This is a genomic window from Aeromonas sp. 96A (assembly GCF_051919165.1).
GTDB classification, from domain to species: Bacteria; Pseudomonadota; Gammaproteobacteria; order Enterobacterales; family Aeromonadaceae; genus Aeromonas; species Aeromonas veronii.
On the sequence record NZ_JBQBFE010000001.1, the window covers coordinates 2,718,623 to 2,732,244 of the forward strand.

Consider the following 13,622-nt stretch of genomic DNA (forward strand, 5'->3'; position numbering starts at 1 on the left):
TTTATCGGAGTCTGCGCGGGAACATGTCACGCCAGCAGGTAATCGAGCACCAGACCGGCAAACACCAGCGCCCCCACATAGTTGTTGTTGAGAAACGCCTGGAAGCAGGCTTCCCGCTGCCGCTCACGAATAAGCCGCTGCTGATAGACAAACAGCACCGCCGCCCCCAGCAATCCCCAGTAATACCAGCCCCCCAGCGTCATCAGCTGCCCGACCGCCAGCAACAGCAGCAGTGTCGAGAGTTGCAGTGCGCCGATGATCCGCTTGTCGTAACGGCCAAACAGGATGGCGCTGGATTTGAGGCCGATCTTGAGGTCATCATCTCGATCCACCATGGCGTACTGGGTGTCGTAAGCCACCGTCCAGAGCAGGTTGGCGAAGAAGAGCAGCCAGGCCACCAGCGGCAGGGCATCCGCCTGCGCCGCATAGGCCATCGGGATCGACCAGGAGAAGGCCATCCCGAGCACCAGCTGGGGATTCGAGATAAAGCGCTTCATGAAGGGGTAACTCACCGCCAGCAGCAGGGCGACAAACGACAGGCCGATGGTGAGCGGATTCATGGTCAGCACCAGACCAAACGAAATGAGCGCCAGCACGAAGAAGAGCGCCAGCACCTCCCACGGCTTGACTCTACCCGTGGGCAAGGGGCGACCAGCGGTGCGTTTGACATGGCCGTCGAAGTTGCGATCCGCATAGTCGTTGATCACGCATCCTGCCGAGCGCATCAGAAAGACCCCGACCACAAACACGGTCAGCACCCAGAGATTGGGCAGGCCACCAGCGGCCAGCCAAAGCGCCCACAGGGTTGGCCACAGCAGCAGCAGAGTGCCTATGGGTTTGTCGACGCGGGCCAACTGCATGTAGGCAAGTCCCCGCTCCTTGGTTAACAGATTCACTCCAGCTCCTTGTCACAGACGAGAGAGGGCAGAAACAGCTCGTGCACCAGCAGTGGCCACTGCCCCAGAAACAGACGGGAACGACGCCCCCAGACAGTGGCGGCCGGGCAACGGGGATTGGCGGCAATATCGAAACGGGCCAGCTGCAGGTGATCGCGGCGGGCAGGCTCATGGCCAAATACCCGCTCACCCAGCGGCTGCTCGCCAAGCTCGGCAATGCCGCTCCCTTGCAATGCGTCATCGGCAAACAGGGTCCAGCCCAGCACGGCGGGCCCACGATCCCCATGCAGGATCACCTCGCGGCAGGTACCGGCCGGCGAGGCCGAATCCACCAGCCACTGCTCATCGGCAGTAAGGGCGACCGGGTGATTGCCCAGCCACTCCACCGAAAAGTGGCGATTGTGCTGACGCAGACGCCGGGTCATGGAGCCGGGCTCCAGCAGCCAGGGGCGCAAGCTGGCGGGCAATTCGCAACATTCGGGGGCCAGCCACCCGCTTAACGGCGTGAGGGGAACAGTCAACTCGGACTTCACAGCTTCACCATCCAGAGATTTCCGTGTTCAGGTTAAAATCCGGTTTATTATCCGTAAATCAATAGCGAAATGTAAGAACATCCGTGCTTGACGGCCCCGATGGCAACATCAAAAATGGGTTATCTCTTGCTGATGAGCCATCTATATGAAGATCTTCAAAATTCTGCTGGTGTTGTTACTGAGCTGTGGCGCCCTGCAGCAGCAAGCTCTGGCTGAAGATGAGCCGCCCGCCGAGGGCGCAGAGGGGGCTGCCAAGCCCGGTTTCTCCTACCACGCGCTCGATCCCGACATCATCACCAACTACCTGAGTGATAGCAAAACCCTCGGTTATATCCGGGTCACGGTAGAGCTGATGGCGGAAAACGAAGCCGACCTCAAACTGCTGGAGCAGCATGACCCGCTGATCCGCGATGCCATCATCCGCCTGATTGGCAGCAAAAATGCCGATCAAGTGAAGTCCCTGACCAACCGAGAAGAGCTGCGCAAGGAGTGCGAGACAACCGTCAACGAACTGCTGGTGAAAGAGACCGGCAAGAAAGCGGTACGCGAGCTTATCTTCACCAAGTTCCTCTACCAGTAATCCCTCCCGAAACAATCGCTTATTGGCATATCGGCCAATAAGCGAGCTTTGCCGGTTTATTCGAAATGAAAATCGATTACAATACGGCCGTCAAGTCGTAGAGGTAGTCGTTATGGGCAGCAAAACCCTGTGTGAATGGCGCCGTCACGAGATCCCCACCGATCTCAAGGCGTTGCGCAAGATAGTCCGCAAACCCAAGTTTGTCTGCAGCAAGTGCGCCCGCAGTGCCAATGACAAGGGTTACCTCTGCCAGCCGCTGCGCTTGAAAGAGGAGTAACGCCCCTCCCTGTCAGGGTGTTATTGATCGGTCCACCCCTGACGCCCCTGTTCGAACAATCTGCGCGCCTGGGTATCATTCGGGCAAACGCCGCGATACTCCTCGCCTGAGCGGCCAGCCAGATAGAGGTGCTCGGGGCGGCAATACCATGCCAATCCCTTCTGATGTCCCTGCTTCCACAGTTCAGGATCCACCTTCTTGCCACATTGCCCCTGATGGAACTCGATCCGCTCGGTGGTGAAGCCCAGCTTGCCATCCGCCTCCCCCACCTCACTCCATACCTTCTCGCAGGGATCATCGTTGGAGACACAGCCACCCAGCAGGGCAGCCAACAATATGATGGAGAGTCGCATAGTCATCCTTGAGCGTCATTTGGGCTGTTCATTCTACCCAGCGCCCCGCCCCTGACCAAGGGCGAACACTCAGCCATGTGAGCGCGGCAAAAAAATCAGGCGGGCCCAAAGCCCGCCTGTTCGTTCAATGCCGTGGTTCACTGGTCATCGAAAGTGTCATCATCCTGCCAGCTTTCATCTTCCCACTGATCCAGCTCTTCTTCCCAGGAATCCGGCTCCCAGTCATCATCAGAGGAGTCGTAATCCGGCTTGTGTCCACCCATCTTCACTCTCCTTGGATAGTTCACCCGCACTCCAATTTTATCCGGAATTATCGGGCTCGCCAGTCAGAAAGAGTTCAAAGTTTGACCAGAGTCCGGCCGGCGATCTGGCCTTGCGTGATGGCCTCGGCGGCCTCCACTACCTGCTCCAGCCCAATCTCGGTGACCGCCTGAGCGAAGAAGCTGGCAGGAAGATCCCGTGCCAGTCGCTGCCACGTCAGTTGACGACGTTCAAACGGGCACATCACCGAATCGACCCCCTGCAACCGCACGTTGCGCAGGATGAAGGGCATCACACTGGTCGGCAGATCAAAACCGCCCGCCAGCCCGCAGGCCGCCACGGCGCCGCCATAGTTCATCTGGGTCAAAAGTTTGGCCAGCACCTGACTGCCGACGGTGTCGATGGCAGCGGCCCACAGCTGTTTTTCCAGCGGTTTGGCAGGCACCAGCAGCTCGCTGCGCGGCACGATGCGGCTGGCACCCAACGCAGTGAGCATGGCACCCTGCTCTTCCGGACGACCGGTCAGCGCAGCCACCTGATAGCCAAGGGCTGCCAGCAGGGCAACCGAGGTGGAGCCCACGCCGCCAGCCGCGCCGGTGACCAGCACCTCGCCGCTTTCGGGAGTAATGCCCGCCTCTTCCAGTGCCAGCACGCAGAGCATGGCGGTGAGACCGGCGGTACCGATGCACATGGCCTGCCGTTCATCCAGCCCGGCGGGCAACGGCACCAGCCAGTCCCCCTTGACCCGCGCCTGTTCGGCCATGCCGCCCCAGTGCCCTTCGCCCACACCCCAACCGGTCAGCACCACCTTGTCGCCGGGCTGATAGCGGCTGTCGGCAGACTCAAGCACGGTGCCGGCGAAGTCGATGCCGGGCACCAGCGGCCACTGACGCACTATCTTGCCCTTGCCGGTAATGGCCAGCCCGTCCTTGTAGTTGATGGAGCTGTAAGCGACCGCCACCCGCACTTCACCTTCCGGCAACTGGCTCTCGGCCAGCCGGGTCAGAGTCGGTACAGTCTTGCCGTCTTGGTTTTCCAGTAACAGAGCCTTGAACATGGTTGCCTCTTTGATGACGTGTGAAACGGGGATCAGCTGCTTTGGCGCTTTTGCAGTTGAAAATCGAGAGCCAGCGCGGTGCCCATCACGGGCTCCCCGGCCAGTTGGCGCAGGATCAGCTCGGCAGCCTCCTGCCCCATTTTGCGATAGGGGATCCTGACCGAAGTAAGGGTCGGATAACAGGCGCGCGCCACATCCAGATCGTCAAATCCGGCGATGGCGAGTTTGCCCGGCACATTCAAATGGCGACGCTGGCACTCGAACAGTACCCCGGCCGCCAGTTCGTCGTTAACGCAGATCAGCGCGTCCAGCTCGGGCCAGCGCAGCAGAAATTCACCCAGCATGGTGGCGCCAGTGCTGAAGCTGGGCCGCTCAGAGGTGTTGATGATGGCATCGGGGGAGAGGTAGTTGTCGAGCAACGCCTTCTGCCAGCCCTGCATCCGCTGTTGCAGCATCCACTGCTCCTGACGGGCACAGAGAAAACCGATATTGCGGTAGCCCCGCTCGATCAGGTGGCGGGTGAGCTGATAACCGGCATCGAAGTTGGAGACCCCCACATTCATGTCGATGGGGCTGCGGGCCATGGCACCCACTTCCACCACCGGCAGGCGGGAGGCTTTCAGGCGGGTACGGATCGTCTCGCCGGGATCGCCACCAAACAGCACCACCGCCGCCGGATTGTGCTGCAAAAAGCTGGTCAGCAGGCTCTCTTCCTGCTGTTTCAGATGCTGGGCATCCCCCAGCATGATCTGGTAACCCTCCTCGAGCAGGGTCTGTTGCAGGCCAGCGATCATCTCGCCACAGCCCGCTTCCGCCAGACTCGGGACGATCACTACGATGGTCTGGGAAGTCGCAGAGGCCAATGCCCCGGCGGCCCGATTGGGGATATAGCCGAGCTCTTCCACCGCAGCTTCGATGCGCTCACGCATCCTGTCGGAGACCATCTCCGGCGTGCGCAGGGCACGGGAAACCGTCATGGCCCCCACACCAGCCAGCTGGGCCACATCGTTGAGGGTCACCCGACCCGTGCTACGGCGCTTCTTTGCTTCTGACATCCATCCCATCCTCGACTTGCGGCTGCTCACTTTAAGGCAAAAGAGCGCCACTGACCATTTGCTCAAGGCCGATTCTACTCTCTTTCCCCCACAATGAGGGCAGGATGACTCCCGTTAATGGGTGAATTGATAGCGCTATCACAGTTTGATGTTAGCGCTATCTGATAGCGCTAACTTTCGCGATCACCCTCACAGTTTCACCACCGCAAGATCTATAGATTGGCGCCATCATAACTAGCCGGATCACCACCATGCTGACTCAACTGCTGACCGAGGATGTCATCCGCATCGAACCCGCAGCCCGCGACTGGCGCCATGCCATCGAACTGGCCACGGCGCCCCTGCTGGCCAATGGCACCATCGAGCCCTCCTACGTGGCGGCACTGTTTCGCTCTCATGAAGAGCTCGGCCCCTACTACGTACTGGGCCCCGGTCTGGCGATGCCCCATGCCCGCCCCGAGGACGGTGTCAACCGACTGGGTCTGGGGCTGACCGTCATCAAGCAGGGTGTCAATTTCGACTCCGAGGGCAACGACCCGATCCGGCTGCTGATCACCCTGGCCGCCAGCGACAGCAACTCCCATGTGGAGACCATCGCCCAGCTGGCCGAGCTGTTTATGAATGAAGAGGACGTGGCGGCCATCATTGCGGCCGACACCAAAGACGACATCCTGCGCATTCTGGCGCGCTACTGATCTGCGCCACTGCGCACCTGACAGAGGAAGAGACAATGAAAATTCTGGTTGTATGCGGTCACGGTCTGGGCACCAGCCTGATGATGGAGATGAGCATCAAGAGCATCCTGAAAGAGCTGGCGGTCACCGCCGAGGTGGATCACCGCGATCTGGCCTCCGCCGGCAGCGAAACCGCCGAGATCTTTGTCGCCACCCGCGACATCGCCGAGCAGCTCCAATCCATGGGGGTCAACGGCCGTCTGGTGGCCCTCGACAACATGGTCGACAAGGTCGCGATGAAAGAGAAGCTCGCCACCGCCCTGCGCGAACTGGGCGCCCTCTAAGGATCCTCCATGCGGCCTGCGGGCCGCATCTTCCATTGCCAGGAGCTGACCATGGAATTTTTCAACTTTCTGATGTTTGACGTGCTGTCCGAGCCCGCCGTGCTGGTCGGACTGATCGCGCTTATCGGCCTGATTGCCCAGAAGAAACCGGTGACCGAGTGCATCAAGGGCACGGTCAAGACCATCATGGGTTTCGTCATTCTGGGGGCCGGTGCCACCCTGGTGATCAACTCGCTGGGTGACTTTGCCGTCATCTTCCAGCACGCCTTCGGCATCAAGGGGGTCGTCCCCAACAACGAAGCCATCGTCTCCATCGCCCAGACCTCGTTTGGCAAGGAGATGGCGATGATCATGTTCTTCGCCATGCTGGTGAACATCCTGATCGCCCGTCTGACGCCGTGGAAATTCATCTTCCTGACCGGTCACCACACCCTGTTCATGTCGATGATGGTGGCAGTGATCCTCTCTGCCGGTGGCATGAGCGGTGTGCCGCTGATCGCGGTCGGCAGTCTGGTGGTCGGCGTCGCCATGGTCTTCTTCCCGGCCATCGCCCACCCCTTCATGAAGCAGATCACCGGCTCCGATGACGTAGCGCTGGGCCACTTCTCCACCTGCTCCTACGTGCTCTCCGCCCTGATCGGCGCCAAGTTCGGCAACAAGGCCCACAGCTGCGAAGATGTGCAGGTGCCCAAGAGCCTGCTGTTCCTGCGCGATACCCCGGTGGCCATCTCCTTCACCATGGGCATCATCTTCCTGGTGACCTCCGCCTTCGCCGGCCCAGAGTTTGTCTCCAGCGTCGCCAAGGGCAAGCACTGGTTCATGTTCTCCCTGATGCAGTCCATCACCTTCGCGGCGGGCGTCTACGTGATCCTGCAGGGTGTGCGGATGGTCATCGCCGAGATCGTACCGGCCTTCAAGGGTATCTCCGACAAGCTGGTACCGAACGCCAAGCCGGCACTCGACTGCCCCATCGTCTTCCCCTACGCCCCCAACGCCGTGCTGATCGGCTTCCTGTCGAGCTTTGCCGCCGGTCTGGTGGGGATGGCGCTGCTCTACGCCATGGGCCTGACCGTCATCATCCCGGGCGTGGTACCGCACTTCTTCGTCGGCGCCGCTGCCGGGGTCTTCGGCAACGCCACCGGTGGTCGTCGCGGCGCAATTTTGGGCTCCTTCGCCAACGGCCTGCTGCTGCTCACCATTCTGCCGGTGTTCCTGCTGCCGGTGCTGGGCGACCTCGGCTTCGCCAACACCACCTTCAGCGACTCCGACTTCGGTGTGGTCGGCATCCTGCTGGGGCTGATCGTTCGCTAATTCCGGCCACCGCCAAAAACAAAACGGAGCGCATCGCGCTCCGTTTTTTTATGGCCGGGCTGTATGAAAGGCTGACACTCAGTCGTTCTCCAGCGCAGTGAGGCAGTGCGAGAGAGTGCGCGCCAGCGCACCCTGATTGCGCAGCACCACGGCGCGGGCCTGCTCCCCCATCTCGCGGCGGGCACTTGCATCAGCAAACAGCTGGCTCACCTGCTCGCCCAGCTCGGCGGCATCGGCCACGATGGCGGCGCCCCCCTGAGCCACCAGCTGGCGGGTGATGTCGCTGAAGTTGAAATAGGCGGGGCCGGTAAGGCAGGGCTTGCCGAGGGCTGCCGGTTCCAGCAGGTTGTGACCGCCGATCTTCACCAGACTGCCGCCGACGAAGGCCACATCGGCCGCCGCCAGCATCAGCGGCAGCTCGCCCATGGTATCGCCGAGATAGACCTTATCCCCGGCACTCACCGCAGCACCATCAGTGCGCCGCACGCAGCCGTAAGGGGCACACTGTTCGGCCACCCGGTCGAACCGCTCGGGGTGGCGCGGCACCAGAATGAGCAGCGCGTCGGGCTGGCGTTTGAGCAGCAGATCGAAGGCGGCCAGCACCTGCTCGTCCTCACCCAGATGGGTACTGGCGGCGATCCAGACCGGCCGCTCGGCGCCCAGCAGCTGGCGCAGGGCGCGCCCCTTGGCCTGCACCTCGTCGCCAAACTGGATATCGAACTTGATGGAGCCGGTCACCGCCAGCCGCGAACGCTCGATGCCGAGGCGGGCGAAGCGGTCGGCATCATCCTGATGCTGGCAGAGCAGATGGGTCAGTGGCCGGCTCAGGGCGTCGAAGGCGCCGTGGAAACGGGCATAACGCTGGCAGGAACGCTCGGAGAGGCGGGCGTTGATGATGGTCACCGGCAGGTGGCGCGCCTCACAGGCGGCCAGCCAGTTGGGCCACAGCTCGGTCTCCATAACCCAGAGCGCGCGCGGCTTGAAGGTGTCGAGAAAGGCGGCAATGGCCCAGGGGTAGTCGAGCGGCGCGTAGCGATGGATCACCAGATCCCCCAGCCTGGCAGCCTGATCGGCGCCGGTGCGGGTGGTGGTGGTGAGCAGGATCGGCAGATCGGGCCGCTCCGCCTTGAGGGCGCGAATGAGCGGCGTGATGGCCAGCGTCTCCCCCACGCTCACCGCATGGATCCAGAGCGGCGCCTCCTGTCCGGTGGCGGGCAGTCGGCCGAGATGTTCAGCCCAGCGCTCGCCAAAGCCGGGCTTGCCTTTCTTAGGCTTGTAGAGGGCCAGCAGCGCCAGCGGCAATCCCAGATGGATCAGCAGGTTGTAGAGCAGACGGTAGGGCATCTTACTGACTCTGCTCCAGCTTCTTGCAGGCATCGACCACCTGCTCCGGCGCCAGGTCGATCAAACACTTGAGATGGCCGAACTTGCAGGTGCGCTTGAAGCAGGGGCGACACTCGATGTCGGTGTGAACGATCTCGACCCGATCCGCCAGCGGCGGAGTATAGAGCGGCGAGGTGGAGCCATAGACGCCCACCAGCGGCCGGTTGAGGGCGGCGGCGATGTGCATCAGGCCGGAGTCGTTGGAGATGACCCGGCTGGCCAGCGCCATCAGATCGATCGCCTCGTGCAGGCTGGTCTTGCCCGCCAGCACGTGGCAGTTGGGGCGAGTCAGCAGATTGACCCGATCCCGGATGGTATTGGCTACCGGTACATCCTTGTTGGAGCCGAAGATCCACACCTGCCACCCCTCGTCCAGATGCTGTTGGGCCACCACGGCGTAGTGCCCCTCAGGCCAGCGCTTGGCCGGGCCAAACTCAGCACCGGGACAGAGCACCAGCACCGGGCGGGCGCGATCCAGCCCCAGTCGCTCCAGCGCCTTGCTCTGGTTTATCAGATCGACGTGGAGCGCCGGATGCGGAATGGTCGGGATATCGGCCCGACTCTTCATCTGCGCTTTGGGATAAGCGAGCGCCAGATAGCCCTCCACCATCAGCGGGAAGGCGGACTTGTTGCTGCGCAGGTCGTTGAGCAGGCCGTAGCGGCTCTCGCCCTTCCAGCCGGTACGCACCGGAATGCGGGCAAACCAGGGGATCAGCGCCGACTTCATGGAGTTGGGCTGGACGATGGCCTGATCGTATTTTTCGGCGGCCAGCTGCTTGCCGAGGCGGCGGCGCGCCACCAGCTTGAAGTCACCGTGGCCAAGGGGCATGGTGATCGCCTTGTCCACCTCCGGCATCCGCTCCAGCAGGGCGCAGCACCAGGCGGGGGCCATCACGTGCAGTTCGCTCTCCGGATGGTTGGCTTTGATCGCCTTGTAGAGGCTCTGGGACATCACCATATCGCCGACCCAGGAGGGGCCGATCACCAATATTTTCATCACGCGTCTTCTCTCGGGACTGGCCCGGCGGTTAATCATCACTGGGCGAGATTATGCCCCAAGAATGACTGGATAAATAACAGAAGATCCTTGGCAATCCCCCCTGCCGTCTCATTTTTCCACAGGTCTTCTGAAGAGATGCAACGCCAGCCGAGCAGGCAAACAGCTGATAGAAACGGGCAATGGCGGCTCTCTCTTTGGCCCGTTTTTCCGTTAGAATGGCCCATCAATACGCATTCGACCCGCCAGCCGGGCAATAACCGTGAGCCCACATTCGTGAAAAAACCGACTCTGGCTGCCGTTCTGATCGTCAAGAATGAAGCCGACAACCTGCGCAAGTGCCTCGCCTCCCTCGACGGACTGGTGGACGAGATCGTCATTCTGGACTCCGGCAGTCAGGACGAGACCCCGGCCATCGCCGCCGAATTTGGGGCCCGTTTCTTCGTCAACGCCAAGTGGCCCGGCTTTGGCAAGCAGCGCCGGCTGGCCCAGTCCCACGTGCAATCCGACTGGGTGCTGTGGCTGGATGCCGACGAGCGGCTCACCCCCGAGCTAAAAACCGCCATCGCCAACGTGATGGCCAATCCGGCCAGCGATACCATCTACTCGATCCCGCGCCTCTCCTGGGTGTTTGGCCGCTTTATCCGCCACAGCGGCTGGTATCCGGATCGGGTGCTGCGCCTCTATCCCAAGGCGCTCACCAGCTACAACGAGGCGCTGGTGCACGAAAAGGTGGAAGTACGGGCCAACATGAAGATCGTCAACATTCATGGTGACCTGCTCCACTTCACCTATCGGGATCTGGAGCACTATCTGGTGAAATCCGCCGGTTATGCCCGCGCCTGGGCCGATCAGCGCACCGCCCGCGGCAAGAAGGGCTCTCTCAGTCAGGGACTGATCCACGCCGTCGGCTGCTTCCTCAAGATGTACCTGCTCAAAGCGGGCTTCCTCGATGGCAAGCAAGGGTTGCTGCTGGCGATCCTCTCCGCCCACTCCACCTTCGTTAAATACGCCGACCTCTGGGTGCGCCAGCAGCCGCAGCAGCCGGAATAACCGTCATACGAAACAGGGCCCCGCGGGGCCCTGTTTGCATTGCTGCATACGTTACTTGCGCCAGAAAGGCGCCGCCCAGCGGGCCATCACCGGCACCATGGTCTTGGGATCGAGCTGGCTCATATCCTCAGGATGGTCGCTATCCTCCGGCGGGCTGAAGGCAAGGTGGCGCCCTTCGCTGTTGAGGGGCTTCCAGCGCAGCGGAGTAGCGGAGCGGCGCATCGGGAAGAAACCGATGGTCGGCACATCGAGCGCGCCGGCGATATGGAGCGGGCCGGTGCTGCCTGCAACGAACAGGGCGGCGTTGGCCAACACCTGACAGAACATCGGCAGACCATCGCTGGAGCGGTAGATCCAGCCGTTGCCGCCGTGGGCGAGCAGCTCGGCCGCCAGCTGTTCGGCCATCTTCTCCTCGCCAGGGCCTGCGGTCAGCACACACTGCAGCTCGGGGCAGGCCTGATTGAGCTTGATGATGATGCGGGCGTACTGCTCGATGGAGAGGTTGTTGGCCGAACCGCCGCTACCGGCATGCACCATCAGCCAGGGGCGGCTGGCATCGAGCTTGAGCTTGAGTGCCAGTTGTTCGCGCACCTGTAGCAGGGTCTCGTCATCGAACCGCAGGAAGGGGGTCTGGGGCTCCACCACGGCCACCTGTTGATCGGCCAGGAAGCGGCGGATCAGCTCCAGGTTGTACTCGGACTCCGGCTTCTGGGAACGGGAGCGGCGTTGCACCAGTCGCTGGTTGTAGAGCACCTGCGCCAGCTTGGTCGCCGGGGCCAGCCGGTAAGGGATGTGCGCCTTCCACACCAGCATGGCGTTGCGGGAGTTGGAGAAGAGGCAGATGGACGCGTCGAACGCCGCCGCCTTGATCCGCGCCAGCAGCGCTCGCTGTTGCTCCTTGTCGGCTCGCACGCCCGGATCGATGATCACCTCGTCAATCCAGGGGCAGAGCCGGGCCAGCGGCGCCGTGTAGGCCGGAACCAGGGCAGTCACATGACACTCCATGGAGCCTTTGAGCATGGCGAAGCTAGGCCACGCCAGCATGAAGTCACCAATCTTGTCATTGCGAACGACCAGAATACGTTTCATAAAAAATCCCTTTGCTCCCTGTCACCAATGCAAGGAGGCTTGATGCGCGATGGCGTATTCTTGCCTGATGCACTGCTATTCTCAAGCGACGACCTTATAATGCGACCAAATTTCCAGGTTGCAGGACCGCAAAGATGACTACCAGGGTAATTTATCCCGGGACTTTTGATCCCGTTACCAATGGCCACGCCGATCTCATCGGCCGCGCCGCCAAGCTGTTTGACGAGGTGGTGGTCGGGGTCGCCAACAGCCCGAGCAAGCGCCCGCTGTTCGATCTGGCAGAACGTGTCCAGCTTGTCCAGCAAGTGACCAGCACGCTTCCCAACGTCAAGGTGGTGGGCTTCTCCGGTCTGCTGGTCGATTTCGCCAAAGAGCATCAGGCCAACGTGCTGATCCGCGGCCTGCGCGCCGTCTCCGACTTCGAGTACGAGTTCCAGCTGGCCAACATGAACCGCCGCCTGATGCCTGAGCTGGAAAGCGTCTTCCTCACCCCGGCGGAGGAGAACTCCTTTATCTCCTCCACTCTGGTGAAAGAGGTGGCGCTGCACGGTGGCGACATTCGTCAGTTTGTCGATCCCGTGGTGGCCCAGGCCATCGCAGCCAAACAGCAGCAGCGCTAATCCCTCCCCTGATTGGCAGAAACGAACAAGGGCTACCCACGGGTAGCCCTTGTTGTATCTCTCTCGTTATAGAGAGGTCAGCCTGCTTGCCGGTTACTGACGGGCAAACCGCTCATTCATCTCCTTCACCAGCAGATCGAGCCACTCGTAGCGGCGCCGATACATGGCCCGCTTCTTGGAGGCGATCTCCTCCAGCGGCTTGCGCGGCTGGGCTTGCAGGGCGACGAAGTTGGCATTCACATCCCGGGCGTCGAACTCCTGCCACAGCTCGTCATAATCGGCCTGCAAATTGGCTTTCTGCTTGCTGCTGTAGCGCTTGGCCTGAAACACGTGGGCCCGCTTGCGCACCGCCAGCACCTCTGCCGCCCCCATGGCCTGCGCCAGTTGCAGCACCAGCTGCACCAGCAGGGATTTGGGCCGCAGGCCGTGCCCCTCTTTGGTCAGCTCGCGCACCCGATCCTGGGCATTGTCGACCGCAGGCTCCGGCCCCTGCATGGAGCCGATCATCAGAATCAAACGATCCACGCTGCCCGCCAGCGAAAAGGCGCAGCTGTAGAGGCGCTGCCCCTCGCCGTTGACGATGGAGAGCGCCAGCTCGGCCTCGCGGCGGAAGGTGCCATCGTGGCGCATCAGAATGCGGCAGCCGCTCTGGGGATAGTGCCCCAGCGCGATCCCCTCGCCCAGATAGAGGGGGTCGATCAGCTGCGGGTAGCACTCCAGCAGCAACCGATAGTGATTTTCCAGCATCTCGGCCCGCTCACGGGCGCTGGCACAGGCGAAGCGATAGGGACGCATCGGCTTGTCGAGCAGCTCGGGATAGACAGCTGGCAGCGCCTTGAGCGAGTCGCACTGGAACAGGCTGAAGACCCGGCTCAGCGACTTGCGATAGAGCAGGCTGCGCAGCACGAACTTGCCGCGATTGAAGGTTTTCCGGTCACATCCCTCGGGGTAGAGGAAGCGGGCCATGGATTTTGCGCAATAGCGCTCCTGCCGGGATAAATATTCCCAGTCTATTGATTTAACTGTCATTTTTATATTCTCAAACCGCCTGAACGGTCGGGATACTAGTGACAGCTGTGCAAATCTTCAACAGAGTGGAAATACGCTGTTACAACTTCCCCCGGATCGGGGCAAAAAGT

General features: G+C 61.6%; 17 protein-coding genes. 7 read left to right on the top strand and 10 right to left on the bottom strand.

Features of this window, described 5'->3' with window-relative positions:
• Positions 1-26: 26 nt before the first annotated feature.
• Together ubiA and ACTG2W_RS12475 are read right to left on the bottom strand one after the other, a co-directional pair.
• Positions 27-896, bottom strand: coding sequence for a 4-hydroxybenzoate octaprenyltransferase (ubiA, locus tag ACTG2W_RS12470; protein ID WP_005339536.1), 870 nt, complete (start codon positions 894-896; stop codon positions 27-29).
• Positions 893-1,429 carry a chorismate--pyruvate lyase family protein gene (locus tag ACTG2W_RS12475; protein WP_005339534.1) on the bottom strand — a complete coding sequence of 179 codons (537 nt, stop codon included), beginning with the start codon at positions 1,427-1,429 and terminating at the stop codon, positions 893-895. Before ACTG2W_RS12475 ends, ubiA begins: the two co-directional genes overlap by 4 nt.
• A gap of 145 nt (positions 1,430-1,574) precedes the next feature.
• On the opposite strand from ACTG2W_RS12475, the gene ACTG2W_RS12480 reads away from it, so the two are divergent.
• Positions 1,575-2,009 carry a flagellar basal body-associated protein FliL gene (locus ACTG2W_RS12480; protein WP_005339527.1) on the top strand — a complete coding sequence of 145 codons (435 nt, stop codon included), beginning with the start codon at positions 1,575-1,577 and terminating at the stop codon, positions 2,007-2,009.
• 112 nt (positions 2,010-2,121) lie between these two features.
• Positions 2,122-2,286, top strand: a complete 165-nt coding sequence (locus ACTG2W_RS12485; protein WP_005339525.1) for a hypothetical protein — start codon at positions 2,122-2,124, stop codon at positions 2,284-2,286.
• Between the two features lie 20 nt (positions 2,287-2,306).
• On the opposite strand, the gene ACTG2W_RS12490 is transcribed toward ACTG2W_RS12485, so the two are convergent.
• From ACTG2W_RS12490 to ACTG2W_RS12505, 4 genes are all read right to left on the bottom strand, one after another.
• Positions 2,307-2,639 (bottom strand): DUF2799 domain-containing protein, encoded by a 333-nt coding sequence (locus ACTG2W_RS12490; RefSeq protein ID WP_042054791.1) that lies wholly within the window; start codon positions 2,637-2,639, stop codon positions 2,307-2,309.
• 137 nt (positions 2,640-2,776) lie between these two features.
• Positions 2,777-2,902: a hypothetical protein gene (locus tag ACTG2W_RS12495; RefSeq protein WP_005339521.1), complete on the bottom strand. Its 126-nt coding sequence runs from the start codon at positions 2,900-2,902 to the stop codon at positions 2,777-2,779.
• 74 nt (positions 2,903-2,976) lie between these two features.
• Positions 2,977-3,957: an acrylyl-CoA reductase (NADPH) gene (gene acuI / locus ACTG2W_RS12500; protein WP_201906719.1), complete on the bottom strand. Its 981-nt coding sequence runs from the start codon at positions 3,955-3,957 to the stop codon at positions 2,977-2,979.
• Between the two features lie 32 nt (positions 3,958-3,989).
• Positions 3,990-5,012: a LacI family DNA-binding transcriptional regulator gene (locus tag ACTG2W_RS12505; protein ID WP_047434109.1), complete on the bottom strand. Its 1,023-nt coding sequence runs from the start codon at positions 5,010-5,012 to the stop codon at positions 3,990-3,992.
• Positions 5,013-5,263: 251 nt separating this feature from the next.
• Between ACTG2W_RS12505 and ACTG2W_RS12510 the strand changes: the two genes are divergently transcribed.
• From ACTG2W_RS12510 to ACTG2W_RS12520, 3 genes are read left to right on the top strand one after another with little or no spacing between them, the layout of a single operon-like run.
• Complete coding sequence (locus ACTG2W_RS12510) at positions 5,264-5,707, top strand: PTS sugar transporter subunit IIA (protein ID WP_005356016.1); 444 nt, start codon at positions 5,264-5,266, stop codon at positions 5,705-5,707.
• Positions 5,708-5,742: 35 nt separating this feature from the next.
• On the top strand, positions 5,743-6,030 hold the full coding sequence (locus tag ACTG2W_RS12515; RefSeq protein ID WP_104016837.1) for a PTS sugar transporter subunit IIB: 288 nt from the start codon (positions 5,743-5,745) through the stop codon (positions 6,028-6,030).
• A gap of 51 nt (positions 6,031-6,081) precedes the next feature.
• Positions 6,082-7,341: a PTS ascorbate transporter subunit IIC gene (locus tag ACTG2W_RS12520; protein ID WP_005357405.1), complete on the top strand. Its 1,260-nt coding sequence runs from the start codon at positions 6,082-6,084 to the stop codon at positions 7,339-7,341.
• 78 nt (positions 7,342-7,419) lie between these two features.
• Here ACTG2W_RS12520 and waaA read toward each other — a convergent pair whose 3' ends face one another.
• A complete protein-coding gene (gene waaA, locus ACTG2W_RS12525) occupies positions 7,420-8,685 on the bottom strand; it encodes a lipid IV(A) 3-deoxy-D-manno-octulosonic acid transferase (RefSeq protein WP_106844578.1) in 1,266 nt (421 codons plus the stop codon).
• A gap of 1 nt (position 8,686) precedes the next feature.
• Entirely contained in the window at positions 8,687-9,721 is a 1,035-nt protein-coding gene (waaF, locus tag ACTG2W_RS12530) for a lipopolysaccharide heptosyltransferase II (protein WP_106844577.1), read from the bottom strand.
• Positions 9,722-9,997: 276 nt separating this feature from the next.
• On the opposite strand from waaF, the gene ACTG2W_RS12535 reads away from it, so the two are divergent.
• Complete coding sequence (locus tag ACTG2W_RS12535; protein ID WP_005339515.1) at positions 9,998-10,774, top strand: glycosyltransferase family 2 protein; 777 nt, start codon at positions 9,998-10,000, stop codon at positions 10,772-10,774.
• A 51-nt stretch (positions 10,775-10,825) separates the two neighbouring features.
• Here ACTG2W_RS12535 and ACTG2W_RS12540 read toward each other — a convergent pair whose 3' ends face one another.
• Entirely contained in the window at positions 10,826-11,863 is a 1,038-nt protein-coding gene (locus ACTG2W_RS12540) for a glycosyltransferase family 9 protein (protein WP_106844576.1), read from the bottom strand.
• A gap of 134 nt (positions 11,864-11,997) precedes the next feature.
• Here ACTG2W_RS12540 and coaD point away from each other — a divergent pair, with 134 nt between their 5' ends.
• A complete protein-coding gene (coaD, locus tag ACTG2W_RS12545) occupies positions 11,998-12,483 on the top strand; it encodes a pantetheine-phosphate adenylyltransferase (protein WP_111901322.1) in 486 nt (161 codons plus the stop codon).
• 93 nt (positions 12,484-12,576) lie between these two features.
• Here coaD and ACTG2W_RS12550 read toward each other — a convergent pair whose 3' ends face one another.
• On the bottom strand, positions 12,577-13,512 hold the full coding sequence (locus ACTG2W_RS12550) for a VirK/YbjX family protein (RefSeq protein ID WP_307895810.1): 936 nt from the start codon (positions 13,510-13,512) through the stop codon (positions 12,577-12,579).
• Positions 13,513-13,622 lie beyond the last annotated feature (110 nt).

Excerpts from the sequence above, each read along its gene's own strand:
- ACTG2W_RS12480 (WP_005339527.1), top strand. The coding sequence starts at position 1,575 with ATGAAGATCTTCAAAATTCTGCTGGTGTTGTTACTGAGCTGTGGCGCC.
- ACTG2W_RS12485 (WP_005339525.1), top strand. The coding sequence starts at position 2,122 with ATGGGCAGCAAAACCCTGTGTGAATGGCGCCGTCACGAGATCCCCACC.
- ACTG2W_RS12490 (WP_042054791.1), bottom strand. The coding sequence starts at position 2,639 with ATGCGACTCTCCATCATATTGTTGGCTGCCCTGCTGGGTGGCTGTGTC.
- ACTG2W_RS12495 (WP_005339521.1), bottom strand. The coding sequence starts at position 2,902 with ATGGGTGGACACAAGCCGGATTACGACTCCTCTGATGATGACTGGGAG.
- acuI (WP_201906719.1), bottom strand. The coding sequence starts at position 3,957 with ATGTTCAAGGCTCTGTTACTGGAAAACCAAGACGGCAAGACTGTACCG.
- ACTG2W_RS12505 (WP_047434109.1), bottom strand. The coding sequence starts at position 5,012 with ATGTCAGAAGCAAAGAAGCGCCGTAGCACGGGTCGGGTGACCCTCAAC.
- ACTG2W_RS12510 (WP_005356016.1), top strand. The coding sequence starts at position 5,264 with ATGCTGACTCAACTGCTGACCGAGGATGTCATCCGCATCGAACCCGCA.
- ACTG2W_RS12515 (WP_104016837.1), top strand. The coding sequence starts at position 5,743 with ATGAAAATTCTGGTTGTATGCGGTCACGGTCTGGGCACCAGCCTGATG.
- ACTG2W_RS12520 (WP_005357405.1), top strand. The coding sequence starts at position 6,082 with ATGGAATTTTTCAACTTTCTGATGTTTGACGTGCTGTCCGAGCCCGCC.
- waaA (WP_106844578.1), bottom strand. The coding sequence starts at position 8,685 with ATGCCCTACCGTCTGCTCTACAACCTGCTGATCCATCTGGGATTGCCG.
- waaF (WP_106844577.1), bottom strand. The coding sequence starts at position 9,721 with ATGAAAATATTGGTGATCGGCCCCTCCTGGGTCGGCGATATGGTGATG.
- ACTG2W_RS12540 (WP_106844576.1), bottom strand. The coding sequence starts at position 11,863 with ATGAAACGTATTCTGGTCGTTCGCAATGACAAGATTGGTGACTTCATG.
- coaD (WP_111901322.1), top strand. The coding sequence starts at position 11,998 with ATGACTACCAGGGTAATTTATCCCGGGACTTTTGATCCCGTTACCAAT.
- ACTG2W_RS12550 (WP_307895810.1), bottom strand. The coding sequence starts at position 13,512 with ATGACAGTTAAATCAATAGACTGGGAATATTTATCCCGGCAGGAGCGC.